Origin of the sequence: Phosphitispora sp. TUW77 (assembly GCF_048453025.1) — a bacterium.
Taxonomy (GTDB): Bacteria; Bacillota; Thermincolia; order Thermincolales; family UBA2595; genus Phosphitispora.
In genome coordinates, this window is the sequence record NZ_CP156677.1 from 2,177,260 (window position 1) to 2,204,221 (window position 26,962).

At 42.6% G+C, this 26,962-nt stretch carries 28 protein-coding genes and 1 other RNA gene; 3 read left to right on the forward strand and 26 right to left on the reverse strand.

Going from position 1 to position 26,962, the window contains the following annotated elements:
• The 4 genes from ABFY19_RS10530 to ABFY19_RS10545 form a co-directional block, all read right to left on the reverse strand.
• The gene (locus tag ABFY19_RS10530; RefSeq protein WP_418790611.1) at positions 1-681 is read right to left on the reverse strand and encodes a DUF2953 domain-containing protein; all 681 of its coding nucleotides are present in this window, start codon (positions 679-681) and stop codon (positions 1-3) included.
• A gap of 56 nt (positions 682-737) precedes the next feature.
• Positions 738-1,382, reverse strand: a complete 645-nt coding sequence (locus tag ABFY19_RS10535) for a LysE family transporter (protein WP_418790612.1) — start codon at positions 1,380-1,382, stop codon at positions 738-740.
• Between the two features lie 21 nt (positions 1,383-1,403).
• A complete protein-coding gene (locus ABFY19_RS10540) occupies positions 1,404-1,955 on the reverse strand; it encodes a beta-class carbonic anhydrase (protein WP_418790613.1) in 552 nt (183 codons plus the stop codon).
• Positions 1,956-2,126: 171 nt separating this feature from the next.
• Positions 2,127-2,558 carry a BlaI/MecI/CopY family transcriptional regulator gene (locus ABFY19_RS10545; RefSeq protein ID WP_418790614.1) on the reverse strand — a complete coding sequence of 144 codons (432 nt, stop codon included), beginning with the start codon at positions 2,556-2,558 and terminating at the stop codon, positions 2,127-2,129.
• 273 nt (positions 2,559-2,831) lie between these two features.
• On the opposite strand from ABFY19_RS10545, the gene ABFY19_RS10550 reads away from it, so the two are divergent.
• Together ABFY19_RS10550 and ABFY19_RS10555 are read left to right on the forward strand one after the other, a co-directional pair.
• On the forward strand, positions 2,832-3,755 hold the full coding sequence (locus ABFY19_RS10550; RefSeq protein WP_418790615.1) for a Na/Pi cotransporter family protein: 924 nt from the start codon (positions 2,832-2,834) through the stop codon (positions 3,753-3,755).
• Positions 3,756-3,820: 65 nt separating this feature from the next.
• Positions 3,821-4,192 carry a hypothetical protein gene (locus tag ABFY19_RS10555; RefSeq protein ID WP_418790616.1) on the forward strand — a complete coding sequence of 124 codons (372 nt, stop codon included), beginning with the start codon at positions 3,821-3,823 and terminating at the stop codon, positions 4,190-4,192.
• Between the two features lie 34 nt (positions 4,193-4,226).
• On the opposite strand, the gene ABFY19_RS10560 is transcribed toward ABFY19_RS10555, so the two are convergent.
• The 10 genes from ABFY19_RS10560 to fusA form a co-directional block, all read right to left on the reverse strand.
• On the reverse strand, positions 4,227-5,909 hold the full coding sequence (locus tag ABFY19_RS10560; RefSeq protein WP_418790617.1) for a methyl-accepting chemotaxis protein: 1,683 nt from the start codon (positions 5,907-5,909) through the stop codon (positions 4,227-4,229).
• Between the two features lie 164 nt (positions 5,910-6,073).
• The gene (locus tag ABFY19_RS10565) at positions 6,074-6,364 is read right to left on the reverse strand and encodes a hypothetical protein (protein ID WP_418790618.1); all 291 of its coding nucleotides are present in this window, start codon (positions 6,362-6,364) and stop codon (positions 6,074-6,076) included.
• 59 nt (positions 6,365-6,423) lie between these two features.
• Positions 6,424-6,651, reverse strand: a complete 228-nt coding sequence (locus ABFY19_RS10570) for a hypothetical protein (protein ID WP_418790619.1) — start codon at positions 6,649-6,651, stop codon at positions 6,424-6,426.
• A gap of 15 nt (positions 6,652-6,666) precedes the next feature.
• Positions 6,667-7,899 (reverse strand): D-alanyl-D-alanine carboxypeptidase family protein, encoded by a 1,233-nt coding sequence (locus ABFY19_RS10575; protein ID WP_418790620.1) that lies wholly within the window; start codon positions 7,897-7,899, stop codon positions 6,667-6,669.
• Between the two features lie 198 nt (positions 7,900-8,097).
• Positions 8,098-11,505, reverse strand: coding sequence for an S-layer homology domain-containing protein (locus ABFY19_RS10580; RefSeq protein WP_418790621.1), 3,408 nt, complete (start codon positions 11,503-11,505; stop codon positions 8,098-8,100).
• A 208-nt stretch (positions 11,506-11,713) separates the two neighbouring features.
• Entirely contained in the window at positions 11,714-12,775 is a 1,062-nt protein-coding gene (gene splB / locus ABFY19_RS10585) for a spore photoproduct lyase (RefSeq protein WP_418792590.1), read from the reverse strand.
• Positions 12,738-12,959 (reverse strand): hypothetical protein, encoded by a 222-nt coding sequence (locus ABFY19_RS10590; protein WP_418790622.1) that lies wholly within the window; start codon positions 12,957-12,959, stop codon positions 12,738-12,740. Before ABFY19_RS10590 ends, splB begins: the two co-directional genes overlap by 38 nt.
• Before the next feature lie 136 nt (positions 12,960-13,095).
• The gene (locus tag ABFY19_RS10595) at positions 13,096-13,848 is read right to left on the reverse strand and encodes an AAA family ATPase (protein WP_418790623.1); all 753 of its coding nucleotides are present in this window, start codon (positions 13,846-13,848) and stop codon (positions 13,096-13,098) included.
• A 110-nt stretch (positions 13,849-13,958) separates the two neighbouring features.
• Positions 13,959-14,312, reverse strand: a complete 354-nt coding sequence (locus tag ABFY19_RS10600; protein WP_418790624.1) for a hypothetical protein — start codon at positions 14,310-14,312, stop codon at positions 13,959-13,961.
• A gap of 153 nt (positions 14,313-14,465) precedes the next feature.
• Positions 14,466-16,493, reverse strand: a complete 2,028-nt coding sequence (fusA, locus tag ABFY19_RS10605) for an elongation factor G (protein ID WP_418790625.1) — start codon at positions 16,491-16,493, stop codon at positions 14,466-14,468.
• Between the two features lie 436 nt (positions 16,494-16,929).
• On the opposite strand from fusA, the gene ABFY19_RS10610 reads away from it, so the two are divergent.
• Complete coding sequence (locus tag ABFY19_RS10610) at positions 16,930-17,109, forward strand: glutaredoxin domain-containing protein (RefSeq protein ID WP_418790626.1); 180 nt, start codon at positions 16,930-16,932, stop codon at positions 17,107-17,109.
• Between the two features lie 15 nt (positions 17,110-17,124).
• Here ABFY19_RS10610 and rnhA read toward each other — a convergent pair whose 3' ends face one another.
• The 12 genes from rnhA to ABFY19_RS10670 form a co-directional block, all read right to left on the reverse strand.
• The gene (gene rnhA, locus ABFY19_RS10615; RefSeq protein ID WP_418790627.1) at positions 17,125-17,562 is read right to left on the reverse strand and encodes a ribonuclease HI; all 438 of its coding nucleotides are present in this window, start codon (positions 17,560-17,562) and stop codon (positions 17,125-17,127) included.
• Between the two features lie 108 nt (positions 17,563-17,670).
• Positions 17,671-18,645 carry a M56 family metallopeptidase gene (locus ABFY19_RS10620; protein WP_418790628.1) on the reverse strand — a complete coding sequence of 325 codons (975 nt, stop codon included), beginning with the start codon at positions 18,643-18,645 and terminating at the stop codon, positions 17,671-17,673.
• Between the two features lies 1 nt (position 18,646).
• On the reverse strand, positions 18,647-19,078 hold the full coding sequence (locus tag ABFY19_RS10625) for a BlaI/MecI/CopY family transcriptional regulator (protein ID WP_418790629.1): 432 nt from the start codon (positions 19,076-19,078) through the stop codon (positions 18,647-18,649).
• 213 nt (positions 19,079-19,291) lie between these two features.
• Positions 19,292-20,218, reverse strand: a complete 927-nt coding sequence (gene cysK, locus ABFY19_RS10630; RefSeq protein WP_418790630.1) for a cysteine synthase A — start codon at positions 20,216-20,218, stop codon at positions 19,292-19,294.
• Positions 20,211-20,759 (reverse strand): nitroreductase family protein, encoded by a 549-nt coding sequence (locus tag ABFY19_RS10635; protein ID WP_418790631.1) that lies wholly within the window; start codon positions 20,757-20,759, stop codon positions 20,211-20,213. Before ABFY19_RS10635 ends, cysK begins: the two co-directional genes overlap by 8 nt.
• Before the next feature lie 25 nt (positions 20,760-20,784).
• Positions 20,785-21,513, reverse strand: coding sequence for a CBS domain-containing protein (locus tag ABFY19_RS10640; protein ID WP_418790632.1), 729 nt, complete (start codon positions 21,511-21,513; stop codon positions 20,785-20,787).
• A 146-nt stretch (positions 21,514-21,659) separates the two neighbouring features.
• Positions 21,660-22,037 carry an iron-sulfur cluster assembly scaffold protein gene (locus tag ABFY19_RS10645; RefSeq protein WP_418790633.1) on the reverse strand — a complete coding sequence of 126 codons (378 nt, stop codon included), beginning with the start codon at positions 22,035-22,037 and terminating at the stop codon, positions 21,660-21,662.
• Between the two features lie 127 nt (positions 22,038-22,164).
• Positions 22,165-22,794 carry a hypothetical protein gene (locus ABFY19_RS10650; RefSeq protein ID WP_418790634.1) on the reverse strand — a complete coding sequence of 210 codons (630 nt, stop codon included), beginning with the start codon at positions 22,792-22,794 and terminating at the stop codon, positions 22,165-22,167.
• Positions 22,791-24,689 (reverse strand): hypothetical protein, encoded by a 1,899-nt coding sequence (locus ABFY19_RS10655; protein ID WP_418790635.1) that lies wholly within the window; start codon positions 24,687-24,689, stop codon positions 22,791-22,793. Before ABFY19_RS10655 ends, ABFY19_RS10650 begins: the two co-directional genes overlap by 4 nt.
• A gap of 260 nt (positions 24,690-24,949) precedes the next feature.
• Positions 24,950-25,330, reverse strand: an RNA gene (rnpB, locus tag ABFY19_RS10660) — RNase P RNA component class A.
• A 71-nt stretch (positions 25,331-25,401) separates the two neighbouring features.
• On the reverse strand, positions 25,402-26,142 hold the full coding sequence (locus ABFY19_RS10665) for a reverse transcriptase-like protein (RefSeq protein ID WP_418790636.1): 741 nt from the start codon (positions 26,140-26,142) through the stop codon (positions 25,402-25,404).
• Positions 26,143-26,247: 105 nt separating this feature from the next.
• Positions 26,248-26,961, reverse strand: a complete 714-nt coding sequence (locus tag ABFY19_RS10670; protein ID WP_418790637.1) for a zinc ribbon domain-containing protein — start codon at positions 26,959-26,961, stop codon at positions 26,248-26,250.
• Position 26,962: the final 1 nt, after the last annotated feature.

Genomic DNA, 26,962 nt, shown 5'->3' on the forward strand with positions numbered 1-26,962 from the left:
TCAAATACCCCCTTTCATACTTAAGCCCCTGGTACCAGCATGCCTCTGCGGGGCAACAAGGGCAATCCACACTCTCCTTATTGCGGGATGAAATGCAGTTCTTACAGTACGCAGCAAAATAATAACCGGTATTACCGTAACACACAATTTAACTTTCCCTTCAACAACAGGCTTACAAAAATTCGGCTTAATATTAACTTTAGCTACCCCCAGAACACCCCCTAAGCCATAAGCCATACCACAAACAATGCCCGTAGCAGCCGGGTCGCTGAATCCCAGCTCCCCGGATATTTCCAGGCATGAATCGGCATCACCTATCATACCCCGAAAATACCGCAACAATACAATTATTGTATCAGGAGTCAGTGCTCCAAGTGCAGCCTTCAGCCTTAGAGGCAGCGATACTTTCAAATCGGTGTCTTGCTGCAATATATCTCCATTTTCTTTTTTATTTTCTTTTTTCTTAAGCCTAAACCAAAAACCTGCAAGGCCTATTTCCGTTTGCCCCGCCAAACTTGTCCGGATATTCAGAACCGGAATCCTTTTCAGGAGCTTCAAGCAGAATCCAGCCTCTCCCGATGAAGATGCCGTAACAAAGGCGCTCCATGGCAAAATTGCAGTAACCACGGCCAGCAAAATAACTGCCAATGGCAAAATTATTAAGAGTATCCACCATTCCATGAGAACCACCTCATGGATTTATTTCGTGTTTTTTCTTGTATTTCCTTTTTTCATTTTCACCACAAACTTTTCATAGTGATGGTTCCGTCCCATATAAAAATCAGTGCCAGCCCAATCAGAAATGCGCCGCAAACGGCAATTATTCCACGGTATAACTTATCACTCATAACCTTTTTCCCGCTGGCAATTGCAAGTGCAACTGCGCCGTACCAAGTGAAATCTGCCAAAATATGCCCCGTAAAAAAGAAAAAAAGCCCTATCATGCCATATTCCCAAGCACTTGTAATGTAACCAAGACCTATAGTAGCCCACCAAATTGTCCAGTAAGGATTAGAAATGCTTACGAAAATCCCGGCCAATACCGGTCCTAGCACAACCTTTTCCGGTTCATCTTTTATTTCCAGGGAAATGTTCCCCTGCCTGGCATCCCTGAGCATCCCGTATCCCATCCAAATAAGGAATAAGCCTCCGGTAATACCAACTATTGCAATAAAGTAAGGATTATTCAGCAAAGAATTTAACCCTAAAAACAGAGCAGCAACTAAGACAAGTTCAAGCAAAGCATGACCTGCTATAAGGAGTGGCCCAGCCTTAGCCCCTCGCCTCGCTGTTTCACTAACCGTTACTGTAAATAACGGGCCTGGTATCATGGCCCCTGAAAAGCCAACAATCCAGGATGTCACAAATAGTTTAAGAAACATCAGCACTGCCCTCCGATTATTCTATTTCGCCTGTTTATAACCATTGACAAGCACCTGCAGTTCACCATTATCCGGACAGAAGATCAGGCCGTGGACAGGAATCGACCGTGGAATCAGGCGATGTGATTTTATCTTGTCAACAGCATCGACAACATTTTCTTCGGTATCTGAAAAACTGCCCATCCATGCTGCCAAATCATCCTTATCAATCTCTTCCTCAGGAATACCAAACTCCTTCATTCTTTCTGCCAGCAATTCCGTATTCAACTTTGACATACCACAATGCAGGTGTCCGATAACAAGAATCTCCCTCACCCCCAGCAAATAAATCGCAACTGCCAAGCTCCTTATAACATCATCACAGTCTTCACGAATTCTGTTTCCTGCATTTTTAATGACCTTGGCATCCCCTCTGCTGATACCCAGTGCCTGTTCAAGAAATTCCACAAGTCGGGTATCCATACATGTAAATATGGCCACTTTCTTTCTAGGCTTAGGACCATATTTTTTTTGTAAATCACCGTATTCAGTTACAAAACGGCTATTAGCCAGTAAAATCTCCTCTAGCAGCATAATAAAACCTCCTAATAGTAATACTAGCACATCTAAAAGCACATTTTATTTATTATACTATAATTAGTTTTGTTCGTACATAAACAGAATTCTAATTAGCACACTAAAAAAGAGGCCCCTTCATGGCAGCCTCTGCTGATATTTCTCTTTAATACAATCAATCACATGTACTTATTTTGCCCCTTTTGACCTCCGCTTCTGAATAATTGCTTCAAGTTTGTTAATATTCGATTGGTCCTTTAGATCCAGCATTTCAACCATATGTGAAATAGTTGGCTCCGAAAACTCTTCCATCAGGCCTTCAAGAACCTCTGAAACTACTTTTTTGATAAAATCGGGCTCACTGATAGTCGGAGTATAAACATATGCATTTCCCACAGGTTCCTTGTCAAGAAGTCCTTTCTCAGCCAATCGGCCCATAATTGTCATTACTGTAGTGTAAGCAAGGGTCCGCTCCAACCGCAATTTTTCATATACATCCCTTACCGTAGCCTTATTGACTTGCCATACAATTTTCATAATCTCTGCCTCAAGGTCTCCAAGAACCTTTTTGTACCCAATTTTATGAGGTTTAAAATCAGAAATGAGTCTTTTAAGAAGCACTATTACAACCTCCTCAGCTGTTACTATCTGGCATCATACTTATTTTAATAATACACCAGAATTGGTATTTTATTCATTAATACGGCCTGTCCCCCTAATTTGCAGGGGTTAGTTTTAATAATTTTCAATTTATTTAAAATCTACTTGTTCTTTAATTTTCTCATCTGCCGCCCTGGCCAAAATTTGTCATAAAGTATTTTGATTTTTAATAATACTGGAAATAAGAGTTTAGGAAACCGTGAGCCCTCAAGGCTAGTGAACTGGAGGAAACCAATGCTGTCTCTTCTGAAATTTTGTGCCGGTATAACCCTGCTATTATTTGGTATGCAATTTATGCGGGATGGGCTTGAAAGCGCAGCTCGCAAAAAAATGCAAAAAGCCCTGAAAAGGCTTACGAAAAATCCTTTAGTAGGTTTTATTGCCGGTGTGATAATCACAGCCCTGGTCCAAAGCAGTACAGCGGTAACAGTAATTACCATCGGTTTCGTCAATGCCGGAATTCTGACATTTTATCAGGCAGTGGGAATAGTCCTGGGAACAAATGTGGGTACATGTATAACAACACAAATTATATCCTTTAGAATTGAAGATATCGCTCTGCCGGCTATCGGCCTCGGAGCTCTGCTGATAGTTATTCCTCAAAAAAATTCCTGGCGATATCTGGGGCAATCAATTGCAGGATTCGGAATCATCTTTCTCGGAATCAATATAATGTCTGAATCCCTGGAGCCGCTGAAAAATTCACCGTTCTTTATAAACTTGCTTGCAAGAGTAAGTTCAAATGTCTTTTTCGGCATTCTTGCCGGCACAGTCTTTACAGGCCTAATCCACAGCAGTGCCACAACCACCGGAATCGTAATCACCCTTTCCCGCCAAGGCTTACTTGATTTGCCAACATCAATTGCAATTATCCTTGGGAGTAATATCGGGACTTGCATCACCGGCGTTCTGGCCGCTATCGGAACCCCTCCTGCAGCAAAACAGGTTGCTGCGGCACACGTCCTGCTGAACGTATTTGGTGTAATAGCGGTGATTCCGTTTATACTCCCTTTTGCAAGCTTAGTGGAATTTACCGCAACAGATCTGCCCAGGCAGATTGCCAATGCCCACACCATATTCAATGTGTTTAGTTCGCTGTTAGTGCTCCCATTTACACGGTATTTTTCCAAGCTGGTGGAAAAAATGGTTCCTAGTTAAAAAATATTGTAATTTGATAGGTTTTCGGTTATTTTATATAATATAGTATTGAAAGGAGATTTGCCATGCATCTTGAAGCCCTCGAAAAGGTTTTAGAAATTGCAAGAAGAAGCCCAAAAGTACTGCTGAGCCCGTCATACTTTGAAAAAATATCTGCCCGCCTAAATATAGACAGCCAAATTGAAGGTACCCGGATAATGTTTCGTTATAACGGTCGTGAAGCAAAAGCAGAAATAATTACACCAGGAAACTGTGAAAAATACAAATGCAGTGTAAAGGAAGGCAAGACCGGAACAATGATTTATGAGTATATAAATGCCCTGGTCATTCTGCTGACCAATGAAGATATCCCTCCCTCACCACATAAAAAGTTAGGGCCAACTGCAGAGTTCTACTGTAGTCACGGTGTTAATGTTTTACGAAAAAACCTAATCTAATAAGCTCAGGGCTGCCAAATGGCAGCCCCAGTTTTTACACCCTGAAGTTTTCCACCATACTCTTTAATTCCTCAGAAAGTTTCACAAGTGTTGATGCCAAGGCAGCAACCTCCTCGATAGAAGCGGTCTGCTCCTCCGCCGCCGCAGCTACCTGCTCTGCACTGGCAGCGGTTTCTTCGGAAATACTGGCAATATTCTGCATAGAAGCAACAGCCTGTTCGGCGCCTGCGGCTATTTCCTCAGCTGCTGCCGACACCTCAAGGGTTCTTCTGTTTACGGTGTTAATTGAATTTACAATATCATTAAATGCTTCTCCGGCTCGATCAACTATGCTGGTACCGCTTTCGACCTCCATGATGCCTTTTTCCATTGCCTCCACTACATTACCGGTCTCTTCCTGAATTTCTATTATCAGATCGGAAATCTCCTTCGCTGCCTGGCCTGACTGTTCCGCCAGTTTACGTACTTCTTCAGCAACCACTGCAAAGCCGCGTCCCTGCTCACCAGCCCTGGCAGCCTCAATTGCGGCATTTAATGCCAGCAAATTAGTCTGTTTAGCTATACCTGTAATTACATCAACGATATATCCTATCATCTTTGATTTCTTACCTAAATTAGTTACCGAGGCAGCGGCGGAATTTACTTTAACATTTATATTTTTCATCTGGGAAACGGCATTTTGTATGGTGCTGCCCCCTTTGCAGGCTATAGAACTGGCTTCTTTGGAAATGCTCATAACATCATGCGCATGTCCGGCAACATCCTGGATTCCCTTTGACATCTCACCAATAACTATTGATGTCTGCTCAACACTCTTTGCCTGGTCCTCGGTCCCGGTTGCCACCATATGAATTGTCGCCGCAATCTGTTCGGTTGTTTTAGACGATTCTGCAGCCCCGTTATTGAGCATATCAGCCATATTACTCACCTGTTCTGATGCATTTTGAATCTTTCTAATCAATTCGGCAATATTTGTGACCATACTGTTATAATTATCACCAAGGTCAGCAAATTCATCATATGTATCGATATTAAGGCGTGTTGTCAGATTGCCGCTTTCAGCCCTGGTCATTCCCTCAACTAGTTTGGGAATAGGCCTGGAAATAATCCTTGTCAAAAAATAGAAAACTATTGCTGTCCCCAGCATAGCCAGGTAGGCTCCAATCATCATCCGGATCCGGACGCTTTTTACAAGACCAATAAACTCCTTTTGGGGAACCCTAATAGCCAAAAACCCTATTATATCACTAAACTGATCCTTAATTGGCACAATTCCGGCAAACTGCTTAATTCCAGCAATATTAATCTTTTTGACACAAACCTTTCCTTCTTGCTGCATATCTGACAATACTTCAGGTGAAACCCGGTACTTCTCCGGATTCGATATATCTTCCATATCAGAGGCTATCATTTCTGTGCCCAGGTATACAAGGAACTCATTACCGGTAGACTTGCTTATTGTATCCATAATTACCGAATCAGAAGTGATTTCGATGTCTCCTTTGTAAAGTATACCTCCCTCATTGCGCCATTCACCGGGATAAGTTTGTTCAAGAAGCTGATAGGTAAGGTTTACGTTCTCCAAAAGCCTATTCTCTAAAAGCGATACTCCATATTGGTCCATTGTATTAAGGGCATATAACCCAATTCCTGTGGAAATACAAAAGAGCATCAGGACAAATACGATGACAAGTTTAATACCAAAACCAATTCTCAACAATTACATCTCCTTCCCGGACAAATCGCACAGACAAAAACCTATATATCGATTTTGTTCGACAAATTAATGGATTTTCCTGCTTTTACAGAATCATTTTGTCAAAATGCCAAACAAAAAAAAACACAAGCAATAAATACAATTTTGGATACAGCAATAACCGGCTATTCCCTGTCCCCATTCAGCACACAGTCGAGATAACCGATTGTATAACATTCCCTTGCATGAGCTTCCAATATTCCGGCAAGAGCGGTCATCACCGCTGACTGGTTTTCACGTGACTTGATATACGGAAAAATAAGTTTCTTGCAGGTCTCATTATTTTTTTGCAGCAACTGCCTGATGCCACGCTTTTCATTTGAATCAAGCCGACTGATAATCCTGTCATGAAGGGCCTCAAGCTCGAAGTGACCGCCCGGGACAACCTTTAAAAGGGGTTCGCCCTTTTCTCTCATAACCAACACCTCCGCAGGTATATTATACCCGCAGGTTCAAGCAATTACACATGGAATCATCATTCATGCTTCTTAGGTAATCTATACCACAAATCAATAACAAAAAAAGCAAAAATCAGAAATAAAACAGCACCTACCATGCTCACATATATGCCAAAACCCCTTTGCAGCCAATATAACAGCACACAATAGGCAACCATTGTTATAATACCAAACCCCCATGTTGCCAGAGCAATAGAAATTTTCTTTGCTTCAGCAATAATCACAGTTCTTGTTTTTATGGCCATTGTATGTTCCCCCGATTACCTGATAGCATTTTTCCGCCACGCCCTTTCTCTTCTTCTGAACCTCCTGCGTCTTTTTCTTTGCTTGTTTACATTCCAGGCCACAAAAACGCCAAGCATAACCCCACCTGCCAACAAGGTATTAACAGGAGCCAAGGGTATCTCTTTTATCTTAACTTCATTTTCAGCCACCAAGTTTACTGAACCCAATTCCTGGCCTGAGAGATAAAAATATAATTTACCAAGAACCTGGCCTTTTTGTATAGGAGCCGTTATATCTTTTGATATTACTGCCCTTTCAGTTATACTCCCGTTATCACCATTAGGAACGGTATAATAAAAATTGTCTGCTGTTTTCAGAATCACATTCCCTGTTCCATTAGTAACTTTTACTTCTTTGACTGAAACACCGGCCTCCTTGGCTTTTTTGGTACTATACTCAGAAAATCCATAATCAAGAAGGTTTTGAGCATCAGTCCAGACAACAGATCCTGGTTCTCCAAGAACCACTGCAATCATTTCCTGATCTCCCTTAGCTGCCGCTGCCACCAAACAGTTTTTTGCCTCCGAGGTATACCCGGTCTTTATTCCGATTGCTTCTTTTGAACGCCACAGAAGCTTATTTGAATTCTGCAGCCATTTGATATCAGAATCATCTGCCCTTGGAATCACCTTTACCTTAGTACTCACAAACTCTCTGAATACCGGGTTACGCATAGCATACCTGGCAATTACCGCCAGGTCATGGGCTGTTGTGTAATGATTGGGGTCAGGTAAACCATGTGGATTAACAAAATTAGAGTTAACCGCTCCCAACTCTCTAGCTTTTTTATTCATTAACTCACTAAACCCCGGAACAGAACCCGCTATATGCTCAGCAACGGCAACTGCCGCATCATTGGCAGATTTTAAAAACAGAGAATACAGCAGGTTCTCCATAGTAATGGTTTCCCCTTCATGAAGCCCAATTGCTGAAGGTATCACCAGTGTCGGGTTTTTACCGGAGGTAACTATATCAGTAAGCTTAGTTCGTTCAATGGCGATAATACCAGTAAGTATCTTTGTGGTGCTGGCTGGAGGCAGTGAAACATCCGCTTTATATGAATAAAGTATCTCTCCACTTATAGCGTCCATAAGTACGGCAGCTTTTCCGGAAACCTGAGGCAGTGCCTCTGCCTGTTGTTGCGCAGCCCCTACAGGAGATATCAGGCACGTTATTAAAAATAAAACCCATAGCAGTCTGCAACCCATTTTACGTAACAGTGTAATCACTCCAGTTATGCCGTTTGATTTTAAGAATCAAAGTATTTTACTAACAGTACATAAAAATTATACATTTTCATACTCCTGAGTGCAACCCGTTCAGCCTCTCTGGACATCCCCAATTTATTCGTAAACGGCTTGCTAAGCGGGTTGAATCAAAATTAAAATTATTTACTGAAGCGACAATCAGCGTGATGTCTTGTTAACAACTTCATAAAGGCGTGACATCATGGCAGCAGCTTGGGCCCTGGTAGTATTTTGACTTGGGGAAAACGTGCCATCAACAAACCCCTTCATAAGTTTTATCTTTATTGCTGCAGCCACATCTTCGTATGCCCACTGACTTATCCGTTCGGCATCGGTGAAATCACTGAAAATCTTGGTAATTTCCTGCTCCTTTGGTGTCTTCAGATTTCCTGCACGGGCCAGAAGCACAGCAGCCTCTTCCCGTGATATTTTCCTGTCAGGTGCAAACTTATTATGAGATACACCTGAAACAATCCCTGCCCTTAAGGCTGCCTCAATATACGGAAAAGCCCAGTGCTTGCGGCTCACATCACTATAAGAAGCATCTTCCGGACTATATTCCCGGAGTCCCAGTATACGTACCAGGAATGTGACGAACTCCGCTCTGGTAACACTATCATTAGGTTTAAAGGTATTCCCGGTTTTCCCGGCTATTGCTCCCCGGGCCGTCAGAAATTCGATATCCCTTTGCGCCCAGTGGTAATTCACATCATCAAAAGTCCTAAAATATACAGCTGCCGCAAAATAACCTTCACTAGCGGTCTCAATACTGACAGTCTTACTCTTGGGAGAGACAATCCCGCCAAGAACCTGCCACTCATCCTCTTCAGTGTCGTAAAACAATACTGTTACTTTATGAGATTGTCTTTCACCCACTACATCGTCATATTTCAGGGTCACTTTATATGACTTTACAGGGTCATCACCCAACCAGCGCAAATAAAACAGCGGTCCTACAAAAGCCGACTGGCCCGGGGCATCCTCCAGGTCGTCCGGGTCTTCCACCATCAACAGAGATTCAGTATTCAAACCTACCGAACCCGTGTCCAATTTAATCTTTATCCAATCGTCAAAGGCCTTAATTTCATCACCATCCTCAACCCCTGTTCTGACCTCAGAACCCTCTTGTGCTATGGTATTATAATAAACCGTTAGAATCTTGGTGGTCGTGGCTTCCCCAAAACTTGCACTCAATTCAATTTCATTCTCCCCTGCTTCAAGGGCCACAATACGGGAAAAGCTTCCGTCAGAACTAACCCCTGTTTCTTCACCGTCGATTTCAAGGGTATTAAAATCAGCTTTTTTCAGTTTACCCTTTACGGTAACCATATTGGAATAAACAGTTGCCCCTTCAAGAGGGGAATCCACTACAATAGATGGGCCATCAGAATATGTCAATGAAATCATACGTGAGATTGTCCTTGATGGTATGGTATAGCCTTGCTGGGTAAGAATCGAAGCAGTTGTAAGGCTTAATTCAATCTCATTGTCCCCCGCTTCCAGGGTTATCGGTTGGGAACGGAATTTGCCATCTGTAATCCTGTCCAAGGTATCCACCCCATTTACGGTAAATGTGTTAATTTCACTGCTGTCAACAGGAAAAACCGTTCCCTCAATAATAATGTCAGCCGTGTCCACCACATCACCATTGCTATGCGAAGATACCGTTATTCCCGGTATCCCGCTGTAGTATATGTTCAAGGTTTTTACTGCCGCTGTTTCCCCATTGTATGCATTAATAATTATTTCATTCTCCAACTCAGTTAGCTCTACATCTGCAGAAAAACTACCGTCACTGGTGCTGAAGGATTCGATTTCATCATTAATGGTCAGCCCGTTCTTTTCAGTGTTTAATACCTTTCCTTCAATTGTTATTGTATCCCTAACAACTATATCCTCATTATCAGGCGAGGTTATTAATATCACAGGGCCTGATTCATACCTAATATTTAAGGTATCTTCAACAGTGGAATATCCATCAGTGGCAGTGATGCTGATTTCATTTAGTCCGGCAGCCAGGGTTAAAGTCTTCTTAAAATATCCGCTGCTGTCAAAGCTGACTACAGAATTATTGATTTTAAGCCCTCCGGTGGCAACATTGACAATTTTTCCCGTGATAGTCACAGAGCTGCTGTTTACCGTATGAGTAACCTCCGAATCAGGAGAGATATTGACAATGCAAGGCCCCCCACGGTATTCCACGGTAACGTTTTCTTCAACCTGAACCCCCGCGGAGTTTTGCGCTTTTATATTTATACTATTATATCCTGGTTTTAGAAGCAGAGTTGTGGAAAAACTCCCTGAAGAATTGAACGAAACAACTGTTCCGTTGACGGTCAGCCCACTGTATTTGGTATTTACAACTTCTCCGGATACAGTGAGAGTATTTGTGTAAAAAACATCGCCATCATCAGGTTCATCCAGAAAAATTACCGGGTCAGTCTCACAATACAAATTAAAGGTGTGTGTAGTAACAATCCCGTCAGCAGAAGTCGCCATTATAGTAATAACATTCCACTCATTTGCAGCAAGGGTTACAGAGCGGGAAAACGTTCCGTCTGAAGCTATGGAAGTACTGTAACCGTTGACCGAAATAAAAGCCGCATCCCGAACCATGCCCTCCACCGTTATTGATGTTGTATAAACGGTACTGGCGTTTTCCGGTGACACATCATAAACCTGGGGGCCCTCGTCACCATAGTAAATAATTATCTCCCTGGTTTCCGTTACCCCAGTCCCCTCTGCCAAAACGGCAACCCGGTTAGCTCCCCTTTCCAAACTTAAGTCAGCAGAAAAAGAAATCCCATTAAAATTAGAGGTATTATTATCTTCGTTCAAGACAATATCGACAGAATCAGCATCAGGGGCAGAGCCTTCCAAGGTGACGGAACCGGTAGTTGTGGTAATATAATCATTAACATCAATATCGTTTACAGTGAGGCTTAAAATAAGGGAAGATGCCGTATAGGTAAGATGCAGGGTCTCTGTAACCATGAGACCGGAGTTACCGGCAGTGAACACAATCACATTATCCCCAGGGACTAGGGTCACCTCTGCAGTGAACCCCCCGTTCTCATCAAGGACAGGGAATATCTCCGTAACGCCATTTAACGTAATATCCAGAGAATCAGCTTCAGTCAAGGTCCCTGAAATATTCTGTTCTACCATATAAACCTGTTCATTATCATCATGACTTGAAATTTCTATTATAGGTTTAATGGCATCAGGGTCATAACTAACGGAAAGATATTTGCTTGTGGCAGACCCCGAGGAACTGGTAGCAGAAATTTTGATAGAATTATTTCCCTCAGATAAATTGCGAACAGTATATGAAAAAAAACCACTGCTTCCAAACGAAACACCAACACCGTTTATCCTCAGAATAATGGTATTCGTCACATATCCTGAAACAACAATGGAATTCGTAGTAACTACCGCATCATCCTCCGGTGTGGATACCGTTATCGTGGGACTGGTCGCCGCTAATAAGGCGGATCCAGGCAGCACAAAACTGAAAAGCATGATACTAAGCAGCAATTTTGCCAACAAACTCTTACTTTTTTTCATTTAAGGTCCCCCCTGAATATTAATCCTATATTTTTCCATGTTTCGACAAAAAATGAGAAACTCCTTTGCGGAAGCGGAAATTAATGTTGGGAAGATATTTAGAGGGGAACTGTAATACGCGAAAAAAAATAAAATTAGTTAACCGGCGGATTTGGATATAATAATAATTCCGCCGGTTAATTCTTTAAGCTTATTGTGTTTTGGATTTTTAAATAAAGTACTCAACCTTTGCCTGGGGAATGTTTTTTTCTATCATGTCATGTAAAGAAGTTTTAATTTCTTCCATTTTTTCAGGAGAATAAATATATTTACCGTAACCGAACTGACCATACTTGAATTTGCGATTAGCTTCCCCCATTGGCAGAGTCGTCTCCGGAAAAACATTCAGAATATTTTCCTTGGCCCTTTGAGTAAAACGATGAGTGATTAATTCAATAGTAAGCCGGTCCCCTGAACCAAAGCGCTTCTCCAGTTCAGAAAACAACGCAAAATATTCCTCCTGCCAGCCCTCATATTCAATTACCGGAGCTACAATAAACCCTGCAGGGTAACCCGCTTGATAAACTTTTTGAGCCGCTTCAAGCCGCTGGAGTAATCTAGGGGTTCTCTGCTCATACTGTTCAATAACCGCAGGGGTATTAATGCTAAACCTAAACCTGGTATGTTCTCTATGTTCAAGCTTCAGCAGGCTATCAACATTGGTGAATTTGGTGACAAACCTGAACCTGCCCATTTCCTGTGTTCCAAAAAACTCAATTGCTTTTGCCAGAGCCCCGGTGTAAGGTTCCACAGGAAGTGGATCCGAAGTGGCCGCACCCTCAAAAACAGTAACGTCAAATATTCTTGAATCAATATATTCTTTAGCTTTATCCAATATCTCAGCCACATTAACATAGACCCTGATATATGGTTTTCTGCCCAAAGTCGTGTTGAGGTAACAGTATTGGCACATTCCGGGACAACTGGTTGCCAGGGGCAGTTGAAAGTGTGCCGAGGGCTTACAGGTTTGGAACTCAAGAGTCTTCCTTACTCCAACAACCATAGTACTTTTGCCCTCCTGATATGCCTCCCGTGGCGTTTTTCCCGGTATCCCGGTTATCCTGTTATGAGAGCCAACCAGTTTTATCTCCACTCCCATCTCCTGCAAAACTTTAAGTAGTTGCTTTCCCAGCGGATACTCTAAAGCACTGTTTTCAAAAAAAGCTCTCCGGGGTATAAACGGAAATATTCCTTTATTCACTGGAATGTGCAGCTCCGTCTTCAATGTCATCATCACTCTCATTATCTGTAATTAAAAATTCTTCATCTGCAGGACTTCCGTCAATACTGGCAAAAACTGCTGAACCCAATTCAGTTGGCACAAACTCCGGAGGAGCCTGCATCTTATGGTCAAGTTTCTCTTCCATTTGTCCTGCAGTCTTCTTGGAATCCTTCTTTCTCTTTCGAATTGCCATAAATACGCCTCCTTAATCAAATTGATATTTTGATGAATTGATATTATTATACCCGCCATTCTTATTATTATGGAATTCCCCTGCAATAAAAGAACTGCCCCCTCAGGAGACAGCCTAATATTTGACCTGTAATTTTTCAAACTCCTACTTTGGTGATAATTTCCTTTACAGCCATAACTGCACTGGAGCTCTCCGGCAGTTCATACAACGCCTTACCCTTTAAATCGTATTCAGCAACCTGAGGGTCATAAGGAATAGTACCCGCTAGTTGAAGCCCGGTTGCTTCAATTTCTCCCATAAGGTCATCTATGCCTGTTTCCATGACCTTTGTTACAACAAGATATATATTATGAACATTTGTATGCAAAGTATCAACAATTTGCTTTACCCTGCCGGCAGACCGAATACCGCGTGCTGAAGCATCACTTATAATAAAGAAGTAGTCAATGTCCTGAACTACTTGACGGCTCAAATGCTCTAATCCCGCTTCATTATCAGTGACAACATAATCGTAGTTTTCCCTTAATTTTTCCAAATGACGGCGGAGCAGGTCATTGGGATAACAATAACACCCTTGACCGGTAGGAACACCCAATACCAACAGGTCAACATACTTAGTTTCAATTAGAGATTGACTGAGCTGCCATTCGATAAATGTTTCCTTGGTCATCCCTGTAGGTATTTTATTAGCTTTAACAGAGTCAACCGCTTCAGCAATTGTATTATCTATTTCAAGCCCTAAAGCCTCGTTAAGATTAGCATTTGGATCCGCATCTACGGCAAGGATGGCCGCTTTCTTTGCATTCACTATCTCACGCAACACCAAAGCTGTAAAAGTTGTTTTACCTGTACCGCCTTTTCCCGCAACTGCGATCATTTTTGAACCCATTTTAGAGCACCTCCGGATATCTTTTAGGTTTTTTCAAACAATATTGGAAACAGTTATTTCTAATAATATATCAAAGTTTTTTTGAGGTCAAGACTTAAGGCCATTCTCAGCTATCCGAATAATCTTCTAAGGTACAGGTCAATTAATACTATAATAATCCCAACTAATACAATAATTAGCATATAATTAGTCTTTTTCCGCAAAATGAGCGATAAGCCAGCTAACAGACCACCCCCCATTATTACATCAATGATTAACCTAACTTTTGTTGGGGTAAGAGCTTTTTCTGTTTTTTCCTGACCATTCGGAACTTCATTATACAATCCAGAACCAGCTTCCATATTATCATAACTTGACACTGGCGAATTTCTTATCTCCCGCATTAAATTAGCAAAGCCTATTACAGAAATTATAATTCCTATAACAACCATTAATATTACTATATCTTTTTTGTTTTGTTTCATTTATATCAACTCCTTTCCAGAGTTGCATTTATCCTTTTATAATTCATCGTCTGTTTCACATTAAAACTTTAAGGCTGACAGGAAAAAAACGGACCCAAACCCTTGTACTGTAGTACATTAAGGTCCAGGTCCGGTTTTTAACAATAAGCTTTTCTATTTCTCTGCCGCTTCTTTTTCTGCCTTGGCTTTTTCGACAATCTTGTCTGCCAGCATGGCAGGAACTTCTTCATAATGGGAAAATGCCATTTCAAATGAACCTCTGCCCTGAGTCATTGACTTCAGGTCAATAGCATACCGATACATCTCGGACATGGGAACCTGAGCCTTCACAATTGTCAGTTTTTCCCCGGGTTCCATCCCCTGAATACGGCCGCGTTTAGTATTAAAGTCACTAATTATGTCACCGGTATAGTTTTCCGGAACTTTTACTCCAACATCTGCTATGGGCTCCAAAAGAGTCGGTTTAGCCTGCTGGGCACCCTTTTTAAATGCTTGGGCACCAGCAATCTTAAAGGCCATTTCGGATGAGTCAACATTATGATATGACCCATCATAAACCACAACTTTAACATTGGTAACCGGATAACCGGCAAGCACACCGTCAGCCATGGCTTCTCTGACACCTTTTTCAACTGCCGGTATATACTGTCTGGGAACAGAACCGCCAAAAATCTCTTCACCAAATTGAAAATCGCCTTCAGCCAGAGGCTCGATTCTCAACCAGCAGTGACCATACTGACCATGACCTCCGGTCTGTTTCTTGTGCTTGCCCTCAACCTTAACAGTGCCGCGAATGGTCTCCCGGTAAGGCACCCTTACATCTTTAGTAATTATATCAACACCAAACTTCCGCTTGAGTTTATCTAGGGTAATATCAAGGTGCATCTCCCCCATACCGGTAAGCAATGTCTGATGTGTTTCCACATTTTTCTCCACTCTTAAAGCAGGGTCTTCTTCCAGAGTCCTGCTGATAGCGTTCCCCAGTTTATCCTCGTCACCTTTGGACTTGGGCTCAATTGCCACTGTAAAAGTCGGCACAGGGAATACAACAGGGTCCAGTTTAATTGGCTTGTCCTTAAGGCTTAAGCTGTCATTGGTATTAGTATCCTGTAGTTTAACAAGAACTGCAATATCACCACACGGTACCTGGGTGGTATTTTCCTGATGCTTGCCCCGCACATAAAGTATCTGGCCTATTTTTTCAGCTTTTTCTTTGGTAGCATTATATAGAGGAACATCTGCCTTAATGCTGCCTGAGAATACCCGAACGAAGTTCATCTTTCCTACAAATGGATCCACCAGGGTCTTAAAAACAAGGGCTGACAAAGACTCAGAAGATTTGTCCTCCGGAGCTGCAAAAAACTCAGCCATGAAATCCATTAACTGTTTTACACCAAGGTTTTTGGTAGCTGAGCCACAAAGCACCGGTGTAATTTTGCCCTCTTGGATTCCTGCTTTAAGACCGTTCATTATCTCTGTTTCAGTTAATTCATCTCCATTTAAATACTTTTCTAAAGCGTCATCATCCATTTCAGCAGAGCTTTCCAGAAGCTTTTCCCGGTAAAGCTCCAAAGCATCTGCCAGCTCATCAGGGACCGGAATCTCGCTTACCTCGCCTTTATCTTTGTAAGCATAAGCCTTTTGAGCAATTACATCGACATATCCATTAAAGGTCTCCGCTGATCCTATGGGAATCTGAACGGGAACAAAGCTGCCCGGCAGCTGCTGTTCGATTTCTCCGACTGCCTTTTCGAAATTCGCATTTTCACGATCCATCTTGTTGATAAACATTACCCTGGCCGGGCTGGTCTCATTTGCCATATCCCAGATGAGTTCGGTTTGAACCTCAACACCAGCAACCGCACAAACAACAAAAAGAGCATTATCCACTACCCTGAGAACACCTTGTACATCACCGATAAAATCCGAAAAACCGGGTGAATCAAGCAAATTAAGTTTAACATTGTTCCACTCGCAGGGAACCAGTGAGGTGTGAATGGTTACTTGTTTTTTGATTTCTTCCGGGTGGTAGTCTGAAGTTGTTGTGCCGTCTTCTACTCTGCCTAGTCTGTTTATTACTCCGGTATTAAACAGCATTGATTCGACCAGCGAAGTCTTACCTGCACCGCCATGGGCAAAAACCCCGATATTTCTCAGTTGACTCGTCTGATAGTTTTTCAATATCTACGCCCCCCGATTAGTAGTAATATGAAATTTTTTTGACAGGCCTGTTGCAGCCTGCCTATGAAAAAACTTGCTGCCTTTACAAAAAAAACAATTTTTTAATTATTAAATAAGATATTCTACAAAAACTTTTTAAATTCCTTCGCCAATATCCAACTAATTTGTCGAAGTTTTCAGTCTTCCTTTGTTTTCATAATTTGACCATATTTTTGGAACTATATGCATGACATGGAAGTGTTTTCACAATTTTGGTATTGTCTTTCCGTATAGCAGTAACAATGTCTGGAAATTATATAATTGATGATTAATCAATTTAATGTTTTCACATTATGATTATCTGGTTTGTAAGGAAAGCTTAGTAAAAGGAAGGGGTTTAAAAATGGGAAATGAAATTATCATGTACACAACCAAGACTTGACCTGCCTGTCATCAGGTGAAAGAGTATCTTTCACGTAAAGGCGCCGGCTACAAGGACTTTGATGTAGCCACAGATGCCAAAGCAAGGCAGGAAATGTCTGAAAAAACAGGAAGCATGGCCGTACCTACATTAATTATCAACGGCGAAACCGTAATCGGGTTTGACAGAAATAAAATCGATACACTTTTGCACTAATAAAGAGCGGGTTACTTAAGCCCGCTTTTTGATTTCATCCCTGGCCAAGCGGTCACACCTATTATTATATTCATTGTCTGCATGTCCTTTAACTTTAATCCATTCCACTGTATGTTCTCCGGTTAGCTTCATCAGTTGTTTCCAAAGGTCCTGATTTTCTACAGGCCCTTTATTACTGGTTTTCCAGCCATTATGCTGCCACTTCTCCAACCATTTCTGTTTAAAGGTATTTATCAAATAAGCGCTGTCACTATATAAACTCACCCTGCAAGGTTCCTTCAAGGCCTCAAGGGCTTTCACTGCAGCAGTCAGTTCCATCCGATTGTTTGTGGTTTGGGCTTCATATCCCGAAATCTCCTTTTCATGGGAGCCAAACATCAAGACAGCCGCCCAACCGCCGGGGCCGGGATTGTAGGAACAAGCCCCGTCAGTATATATAGTTACTTCTTTCATGAAACTGCTCCTTTGTCTCTCTGTTTCATATATTTTTTGCCATTAACACCTTATATTTATTCATTAATACCAAAATCCCTGCCTATAATAATAAAAAATTTTCCAAGATCAGCAAACCCATTTAAGGGCATAGATTGATAAAATTGTTATAACCATTGCTGCTGCTGCAGTAAACTTCAAACTGCCGTTAACCTTATATTCTCCGTTAATCAGCCTTTCCACCCTGTTTTCCAGAACTCTGCCATTATCGGTCAGCCTGATATATGGCAGAAGTTCGTCAATTATATTGTGACTTGACATTTTCCATACCTTTATCAGTGCCTGCGCAAGTGCCATTGGTTTACCAGTAAGTCTTACGGCAAAGTCATCTGAAGCCTTTTCTTTCTCAGCCGAATAGTTTCGGTAAATTATCCTCACCAGAGGAACAAAAAACATGATGTCTTTGAGGAAAAAAAGCAGCCTGTTTAAAATTGAATCTCCCCTGACTATATGCCCCAATTCATGCGCCATTACAGTCTCCAACTCATCTTCATCCAGCCCGTTAAGCAGGCCTTCAGAAAGAACGAGCAACGGGGAACGATATCCCACTGTAAAAGCCCTGGCAAATACGTCCCGGGTAACGATAACGCCCGGAACCTTTATTTCTGCTTTAAGACAGATCATTTTCAGAGTTGCAAACAGTTTTGGCCAGTCGGCCTCTGATGCAAACCCGTATTTTTTTATAAAACTGCGTGATGCAAAAACACTAAAGATAAGTCTAGCAATAGCAAATATCACTGAACATAAAAATAACGGGGTCAGAACAATAGCCAGCACATTTCCAGCAAAACAAAACCAGCTATCAATCGGCCCGATAGTATGTTCGGAAACACTGCAAGTATCAAGCATAAGCACCCTTCTTAACATATAAGCCGTAGCTGGTACAACCAGTGGGATGCCAAAGAACACCGCCCTTGACCTGGCATCCTTGAACAGCGGTAACCGTACAATAAATAGGACAAGCAGGTAACTTACCAGGGTTCCGAATAATCCATAAAGGATAAAGGGATGAACATAGTACTTAACCAAGATAGTATAAAACACTTTAAATCCCCCCCTTTTCCTTGAATTCCTTTATCCGCTTTTCCAATTCGTTAAGTTTAGCTGGGCTTTCCTCAATCAGCCTGTCCAGCAAATGAGAAAAGGTCGGCTCGGCAAAATCCTCCATAAGCCCGTCAAGGACTTCACCGGCAACAAAACCAGCAAATTCCGCCTCTGACACGACAGGGCTGTACACAAAAGCATTGCCTTTAGGCTCTTTAGTCAACAGCTTTTTATCAGCTAAACGGCTCATTATTGTCATAACCGTAGTGTATGCCAGGTTCCTGTTCAGCAGCAGATGTTCATAAACATCCCTGACCGTGGCCTTTTCCTTTTCCCAAATAATTTTCATAACTTCAGCTTCCAGGTCACCCAGTACTTTTTTCAGGCCCAGTTTATGCGGCTTAAAGTCCAAAATATATTTCGATAAAAACATCCCTCAGTCACTCCCTTCACAAAAAATAATATACGTATTATTACAGTTAGTACTATATTAAGTTTACTGCCTTGTGTAATTATGGTCAATAGTAGACTTCTGGATTATAATATTACCCTGCTCCTCAAGGTCAAACAGCCTGGCAGCATGGTCAGTGCCTTAATACTATTATGAATAGTAGTTTTGTCGATAAAAATCCCGCTTTTCACAAGTTTAATCATTGGCAAACAGCGCTGTTGAAAGATATCGTTCACCGGTATCCGGAAACATTACTACAATCATTTTGCCCCTGTTTTCCCGACAACTGCCAACCTTAAGAGCTGCATAAAGAGCCGCACCGGATGATATTCCCACAAGTATTCCTTCATCGGCAGCTGTCCTCCTGGCTAAATCCATAGCCTCTTCATTTGTAACAGTAATGATTTCGTCAATGACCTCACTGTTTAAAACATCTGGTACAAAACCTGCCCCGATGCCCTGAATTTTATGGGGACCGGGAGCACCACCGGAAAGTACGGGAGAATTTGCAGGTTCAACTGCGATTATTTGTATATCCGGTTTCAGTTCTTTAAGTTTCTTTCCTACCCCGGTAATTGTTCCCCCCGTGCCAACCCCAGCAACAAATATATCAATATTACCATCAGTATCATCCCAGATTTCCCTGGCAGTTGTGTTGGTGTGGGCTTCGGGGTTAGCCGGATTCTCAAACTGGAGTGGCACAAAGGAGTCCGGGTATTCCTCGGATAATTCGAGGGCCTTGCTTATTGCACCTTTCATACCCTCCGCCCCAGGTGTCAGAACTAGCTCAGCCCCATATGCCTTGAGCAAATTCCTTCTTTCCAGACTCATGGTATCAGGCATAGTCAATATCAGCCTATACCCTCTTACTGCCGCAATCATTGCCAGTCCAATTCCGGTATTCCCGCTGGTTGGCTCAATTATTACCGTATTTTCGCCGATTCTGCCTTCCCGTTCAGCCTGTGCAATCATATTTAGACTGATACGGTCTTTGATACTTCCACCCGGATTAAAGGATTCCAGCTTAACCAAAATATCAGTTCTGGTGTAATTTAATTTTTGCAGCCTAACCAGTGGTGTACTACCAATAAGCTCAGTTATCCCGTTATAAATGTTACCCATCTTTATCCCTCCTGTAACATTTACCATGCTTATTAATAAAAACTTTTTCAAACATGAGTTCAGCTTCTGAATGTGATTCCGGTTTTTCATCTGGGTATCCAATAGCTATTATTGAAGCAACCTTAATATTTTCTGGCATGTCCAGCAGTCCCCGAACGTACTCCTCTGATGTGCGTTCTGCGTTGTGCATCCTTTTTCTTATCTGTATCCAGCAGGATCCGAGTCCCATATCCTCTGCTGCCAGTTGAATAATGATACCGGCAATTGATGTATCCTCCACCCAGACATCAGTTTTAGTCTCATCTGCAACCACAACTATCGCTAGTGGAGCCCCATTTAAAAAGCTAGAACCATGTTCCTTGGCAACTGCCAGTTTTGTGATAACTTCCTTGTCGGTAACAACAATAAACTCCCAGGGATTGATTCTTCTGGAGGATGGCGATAAAAGCGCCGCCCTCACCAGTTTGTCAATTTTTTCCTGCTCAATGGCAGTAGGTTTATATTTTCGGATGCTCCTTCTCTTCATTAGCAATTCAAGCATATAAACACCCCTTTACTTTTACTTTTTATACTCCAGCTATATCCCATGAAGTAATCATTCCTAAGAGCTCTTCATCCGGACTGCCATTTTCAGTTATATATACGACTGCGAGACGGCAATGTCTTTTCTTTTCGATGCGAAACATTTTCTCAACATCGCTAACCAGTGTATCCCTCTCAATAAACAAAAATTTTTCTCCTTTATGTTTCTCAATTGGAATAAAATCAATAAAATCTGAAATCACAGCATGTTCTTCAATAAATATTTTGTTCTCAGCTATATATGAAAATACAGTATTTTCACTAAAAACTCCATACATTTTATCTTCTTTAAGTACCGGAACATGAGTATACCTATTTTCATTCATTGTTTTCATCACATCAATTGCATTAGCATCCAAGGTAGTTGTATAAATTGCACGTCTATTTATAGCTATGGACAATGCTTTAGGTGGATTAAAAACTTGATTAATTAATTCTTCATACCTAGTGACCACATATTTATGGGGCTCAGCTATGGGAACGGCCTTGTCGGGGTACCTATTATGAACTATAGCATTCCTTAACCTGGCAAACGATTTTAGCTCACTCTCATATCTTCGAAACAGAATGTCCCTTCTGGACAGCTCATTTATCATTCTTGTATGACTGAACCCATCATCACGGCCCAGCTTTTCTTTCATGAAACTGTCAAGTTTATTATATAGGGCCAAATACTTAGTTGAGCGGGACGTATCAGTTGTCTTCGCTTTCATTCAGCCAGCCTCCTGTCAGAAGAAAAGTTTATCAATGTATTTCAACTAATATAACTTAATTCCTGCCATAGAAAAAAGCAACGGTTATTTGAACCGTTGCTGCCAACCAAATAATGAATAAAATACTTCAGAAGATGACTGCGTTTCTAATCAATTAGCTTTCTGCCTAAGTAATCATAGATGGCTTTTTTTAGTGCCCCCGCTCCCAATACAGAACAGTGTATCTTTTCATCCGGAAGTCCGTCAAGGGAATCAACAATGTCAATCTCACTTATGTTTAATGCATCATAAATGTGTTTTCCCTTTGCCAGTTCCGTAGTCATACTACTGGCTGCAACCGCTGCTACACAACCTTTTACCTGAAATTTAATATCTGTAATAATTTCTTCAGTATCGATTTGTAAGGTAATCAAAAGATAATCTCCACACTCTCCGGAAGTCATGACTCCCTCACCATCAGGTTTTTCTATTCTACCCACATTACGGGGATTTTCAAAATGATTAAGAACTTTGTCTGAAAACAAAATTGCACCTCCTAATGTAACTTACCGTGACTTACTTAAAGCATATATAATGCAGACATAGCGGGCATATGCCCATTAATATGATACCTCGTTTTGTTTTTTGTGTCAAATACAGTTTTCCGACAGGTCACGGCATTGTAAGAGAACAGTACGTACCATTGCTTATCATTACAGCATAATATTTTGTGCCGGGCGGGCCATAGATTTCCAACTCAGCCAGGTCACCAAGCCCTTTATAGCGCCAGTTAAAATGGTCTGACGGCTCATCAGTGATACTATCTATTCCAACCCGCCGCGCCGATTTGACAAACTTGTCATCAGCAAAGACCAGCATCCACTGCAGTCCCAAGATATCGTCAGGGGCTCCGGGAGTAATCGTCCGGTCTGTCTCTACCAGGACAAGCACAGTGAATGGGCGGCGTTCCGGCACAGCAGGAAGCTCGATAAGCAGCGAATCCGCCTTGGAACCGGTCACCGGATTATCAGCAGTATGGGCCGTAACCCGAGAAACATCTAGAAACGCTGGAGCATCAGACGCTCCATCTTCAAGGTTATCATAAGCATATAAGGCAACAGTCGGATTGTCAAGGACACCAATGAAAACTGGTGGTGGGACAGGCTTAGACGGTTCGGACTGTATGACCGCCAGAGTCGTCTGTTTCGCTGCCTGCAGTCCGGACACCAGCCCAAAGGCACCCACAGCGGCTAGGCCAAAGCCAACTATTGCCAGTATCAAACCAATTTTCCTCCTGGTCATGGCCCACACCTCGCTTCCAGACGTGCAAGTTCGTCCATAGCACGCTGTAGCCGCGCCATCTGGATATCTTCCCACTTTTCGATTTCCCGCTGGGCCTGTGCCCATGTAAAGGCATCCCAATATCTCCGGCCATGGTTCTCCCGTATAACTGTTAATTTAAACCTTGTCCCATCCTGAACCCATTGCCCGTCGCGGCAAACCCATACCTCAGCACAGGTGGCACGCATTACACGGTTATAAATCGTTATAGTGAGTTCACAGTCAGGCAGACGGCGTTCCTGCAGCTCGGGAACTTTACCTATAATCACGCTCGCAATACCGGCGGTTACAGATAAAAAGTCTACTGCTGCCTGCCCCGGAGAAGTCGGTACCGGTGTACCAGATATAGTGCCTGCAAGTGGCGCGCCACCGGCCCCCAAAGCCTTCCATCCGGAACGGTCGCGCATGAGGCTGCTTCCAATGCCTTTGATATCCATCGCTTTACTAAGCCACCCTAGTTTTTCCGAGGCATCTGCGAGCCGGCCACTGATCTCTTTTGCCTCCCTGGCGGCATCATGGGCACCTCCGCCGGCAATATTTACATCAAGGCGTACCGGGATATTTACAATACCCAGTTCACGAATATTGCGCTCCTGTGAAGGGTCATCTTCACGGCACCTTCGCTCGCGAGTCTCTGCAGCATCTGCCCCATCTGTGGAAACTTTCGTTCCATCATCACCGGTCCCGGTACCGGCCCCTTCTGTCCCCGCCGGTGCTGAAGCCTTGCCTATGCACTCTTCATAAACCAGGCGGGCAGCATCAGCTGCACCGGCGGCTCTCTCAGCGTCCCGTTCAGCATCGGCAGCCCTGCGGCGGGCATCGTTTTCGGCATCCCGAGCCTCCTCAAGCTGTCGCTCCAGGTCCCGGGCACGCTCATCTATCTCACGGCGTTCTTCTTCGGATTCAGGTGTATTAGCATCACGCCATGCCTCCTCCAAATCCGCAGCGGACTCGGGACTAGGGTTCTCGCGGTATTTTTCCCAAGCAGCCTGCTCAGCCTCGCGTCGCAAAGCAACATCACGACTGGTAATCCGTTTACCGTCCATCTCAACCCATGCCTCGCCACCTCCAGGCTTACCCGCACTTGGGTATGACCGGCGGACATCGGCAAGCTCAGCTTCAATTCCGGACTTAGCAGTGGCAGTCTGTTCCGCAGCAGTACGGGCATTTGCCGCTGCAGCGCGTGCCTCCAACAGCCGTCGCTCGGCATCAAGCCAAGCCTGGAACTCCTTCTCACACCGGTGCGAACGCATTAGTATCAACCCGGCTGCTCCTATGAGTAAGCCAATACCTATGAGCACCCACCAGGTAAATTCCCCACCGGGCACTGAAGTCACATCCGCCCCGGAATCCAACTCTGGTTTCGATTCGGACTTAGGTTCCGGCTCAGGTTCACGCACCGGTTCCTGCTCCGCCTGAGGTGGTTGAGCCTTGGCAAGCCCTTCCAGGGCACAGGCCGACTCCTCAGGACCAACAGCCACAGTCTGTTCCAAGATAAGACTACCAGTTTCATCTATTATTTTAACTTCATAATTCCCATATGAATATAAGCTAAAAGAAAGAAACACACGCCCACTATCATCAACTTCACCAACAGCCTCAACAGTCTCACCATTGCCCGTCAGTGTACCAGTTATGGTTTTACCTTCAAAGGCCTCCAGCGGCAGGGTCAGTCCAACATTTAGGTAACTTAACCCATCACCTGAATAGTCCTGTTGAAAGGGAGGATGATCGACACCTATGCATGAGTCAATCAGCTTCACCTGCAAAGCTTGAGCAGGTTGGCCTGAAAATACAATGATAATGCAGATAACTGCCATTAGCATTACCATTTTAAAGGAGGTCTTCAATGACACAGAAACACCCCTTTCTTAGCCATTTGGCTCTTTATTATTAATTGATTTTTCGGTCTTTTAAACTGAAATCCTTTTTTTATTATAATATTAACACATCAGACAATAAATTCGGGTCAACTTTATGTTTAAAGCAACCAAATTCGGTGTAAATTGCTAATATCACACAATAAAATTAAAAAAGCAGGAATAGTTTTCCCTGCAACAAAAAACTGGCGGGAAACCAAATGTATAAATATACACATCCAGTTTCCCGTAAGCAAAAACCGAGTAAATCGATAAGCCGAGTTCTGTCATTGGATGATCATCTATCTCGAACGGCTGTTACCAGCCGCCTCTAGCGACCTAACCCGGGAGCGGAACGGGCCGTTCCATAGCTCCCCTATTCGGTCTTGCTCCAGGTGGGGTTTACCTAGCCAACCAGTCACCTGGCTGCTGGTGAGCTCTTACCTCACCTTTCCACCCTTACTTGCGGCTGAGCTTCGCCATAAAGGCTCTGCCCTTATACCGCAGCGGTTTATTTCTGTGGCACTTTCCTTAGGGTCGCCCCCACTGGGTATTACCCAGCACCCTGCCCTGTGGAGCCCGGACTTTCCTCAGATACCTCCTTTCGGACTGGTACCCGCGATCACCTGATTTACTCGATTTATATTCAACTTTGGATAATTATCGTAACATTTTTCCCGAAATAAGTCAAACACCTTTATTATCCAGATTATTTGTTCATGCTTACTTCCAATAAATCTGCCCTCATCGGTTGATATGTAACCATTTCCGTAGTGTCTTCCAAAGCTTCAATCTCATGGTTCGCGTAAGAGCTGACCACTAAACCGGCACCCTTAAGCATTACAATATCCTGGTCGGCAACAACATATTTCAGTGCCCCTTGTACAATATAACTGCCCTGTTCGTGATAATGGTTGTGAACTCCAATTTTCGAGCCCTTTTTATAATTAAACCTGACAAGCATCATTTTAGGAGTAAAGGCAAGAATAAGCCCCGAAATTCCTGGATAGACCTCGAAATTCAACGCTTGAGCAGTTATCCGTTCCAGTGATGCAGCCGAGGCAGCCTTTGCTAGCTGTTTAGGCCTCTGGTTATTATTAGCCTTTATATAAGATATCTTCAGACTGTTGAATGTCTTTGAGATTTTTTTTACACTTTCGTGAAGTGGAATAATACTATGTGCTCGTACAGACATATTATCTGCAAGCTGACCTACTACAAGACGATTATCAGATAATATGACCACATTTTTAAACTTCCATTCAACAGCCTTTGATAAAGCTCTGAAAATCGCATGATATACTATCGAATTCTGAGTCTCTATACCCAGGTATTCCGCTTCCTCATAAAATGGCACCCCGGCCGGATCATTATAATAACATATTCCAATACCGGATTCTCCGTTATTTTGGCGGGCATGACCGGCAACCGCTATGTATAATGTATTCAATTTCATACACTCCCTACTGTCTTCATATTTAAATGGATTTGCTTTGTACCATTATATGATTAGAGATATTTATGTGCCTTATGAAAACAGACAAGAAGTAATTTTTTATTTCATAATTATCAAGAGCCTTCCACAATTATCACATTTAACATCATGCCGGATTTTTACTTTTTTTAATATATCAAAAGAAACACTCATATTGCACCCCAAACAAATTCCCCCCTGCAAAGCAGCAATCCCTTTTCCGTCTTTAAATCTGGAACACAGGTTCTCATACATATCCAGCTCTTCCGGTGGAACTTTTGCCCTGAGCTTATCTCTGCGTGAAGCAACCTCAGCAAGATTACTTTGAATTTCCTCTTTTGCGGTTTTATACCTGCTGTTCAAGTCTTTAAAACAATGTTTCCGGTCTTCCAGTGAAGATATCATATTTTTAATTTTTTCCTCATAGTTATCTGCATTTTCCATAATTATTAATATCTTCTCTTCAACTACACTAAACTGCTCCCTAAGTTTGGTAAGATTTTTTTCGGCTGACTCCAATTCCTTGGAACTGCTAATTTGACCTCCATAAAGTTCATTACTTGCCTTCTCAATTTTAGTTTTGATTGCTGCCAGTGATTCTTCTTCAAGACCAATATCTTTTTTCACTAATTCTAGTTCCTTTTTTAATGAATGTACTTCTTTCTGCCGTGTCTCAATCTCTGTTTTCAGCTCCTTAAGTTCTCTGTATTCAGGAATCGATTTCATTTGTTGCTGAATTTTCAGGCTGTTTTCATTAAGATTTTGTATTTCCCAAAGGCATGCAATAATTCCCAAG

Coding starts and splice junctions, on each gene's coding strand:
- ABFY19_RS10580 (WP_418790621.1), bottom strand. CDS start 11,505: ATGAAAAAAAGTAAGAGTTTGTTGGCAAAATTGCTGCTTAGTATCATG.
- ABFY19_RS10590 (WP_418790622.1), bottom strand. CDS start 12,959: ATGGCAATTCGAAAGAGAAAGAAGGATTCCAAGAAGACTGCAGGACAA.
- ABFY19_RS10650 (WP_418790634.1), bottom strand. CDS start 22,794: ATGACCAGGAGGAAAATTGGTTTGATACTGGCAATAGTTGGCTTTGGC.
- ABFY19_RS10575 (WP_418790620.1), bottom strand. CDS start 7,899: ATGGGTTGCAGACTGCTATGGGTTTTATTTTTAATAACGTGCCTGATA.
- ABFY19_RS10550 (WP_418790615.1), top strand. CDS start 2,832: ATGCTGTCTCTTCTGAAATTTTGTGCCGGTATAACCCTGCTATTATTT.
- splB (WP_418792590.1), bottom strand. CDS start 12,775: ATGACATTGAAGACGGAGCTGCACATTCCAGTGAATAAAGGAATATTT.
- ABFY19_RS10570 (WP_418790619.1), bottom strand. CDS start 6,651: ATGGCCATAAAAACAAGAACTGTGATTATTGCTGAAGCAAAGAAAATT.
- ABFY19_RS10625 (WP_418790629.1), bottom strand. CDS start 19,078: ATGTTTTTATCGAAATATATTTTGGACTTTAAGCCGCATAAACTGGGC.
- ABFY19_RS10530 (WP_418790611.1), bottom strand. CDS start 681: ATGGAATGGTGGATACTCTTAATAATTTTGCCATTGGCAGTTATTTTG.
- ABFY19_RS10555 (WP_418790616.1), top strand. CDS start 3,821: ATGCATCTTGAAGCCCTCGAAAAGGTTTTAGAAATTGCAAGAAGAAGC.
- ABFY19_RS10535 (WP_418790612.1), bottom strand. CDS start 1,382: ATGTTTCTTAAACTATTTGTGACATCCTGGATTGTTGGCTTTTCAGGG.
- ABFY19_RS10640 (WP_418790632.1), bottom strand. CDS start 21,513: ATGAAAGCGAAGACAACTGATACGTCCCGCTCAACTAAGTATTTGGCC.
- ABFY19_RS10565 (WP_418790618.1), bottom strand. CDS start 6,364: ATGAGAGAAAAGGGCGAACCCCTTTTAAAGGTTGTCCCGGGCGGTCAC.
- cysK (WP_418790630.1), bottom strand. CDS start 20,218: ATGGGTAACATTTATAACGGGATAACTGAGCTTATTGGTAGTACACCA.
- rnhA (WP_418790627.1), bottom strand. CDS start 17,562: ATGAAAGAAGTAACTATATATACTGACGGGGCTTGTTCCTACAATCCC.
- ABFY19_RS10540 (WP_418790613.1), bottom strand. CDS start 1,955: ATGCTGCTAGAGGAGATTTTACTGGCTAATAGCCGTTTTGTAACTGAA.
- ABFY19_RS10635 (WP_418790631.1), bottom strand. CDS start 20,759: ATGCTTGAATTGCTAATGAAGAGAAGGAGCATCCGAAAATATAAACCT.
- ABFY19_RS10595 (WP_418790623.1), bottom strand. CDS start 13,848: ATGGGTTCAAAAATGATCGCAGTTGCGGGAAAAGGCGGTACAGGTAAA.
- ABFY19_RS10600 (WP_418790624.1), bottom strand. CDS start 14,312: ATGAAACAAAACAAAAAAGATATAGTAATATTAATGGTTGTTATAGGA.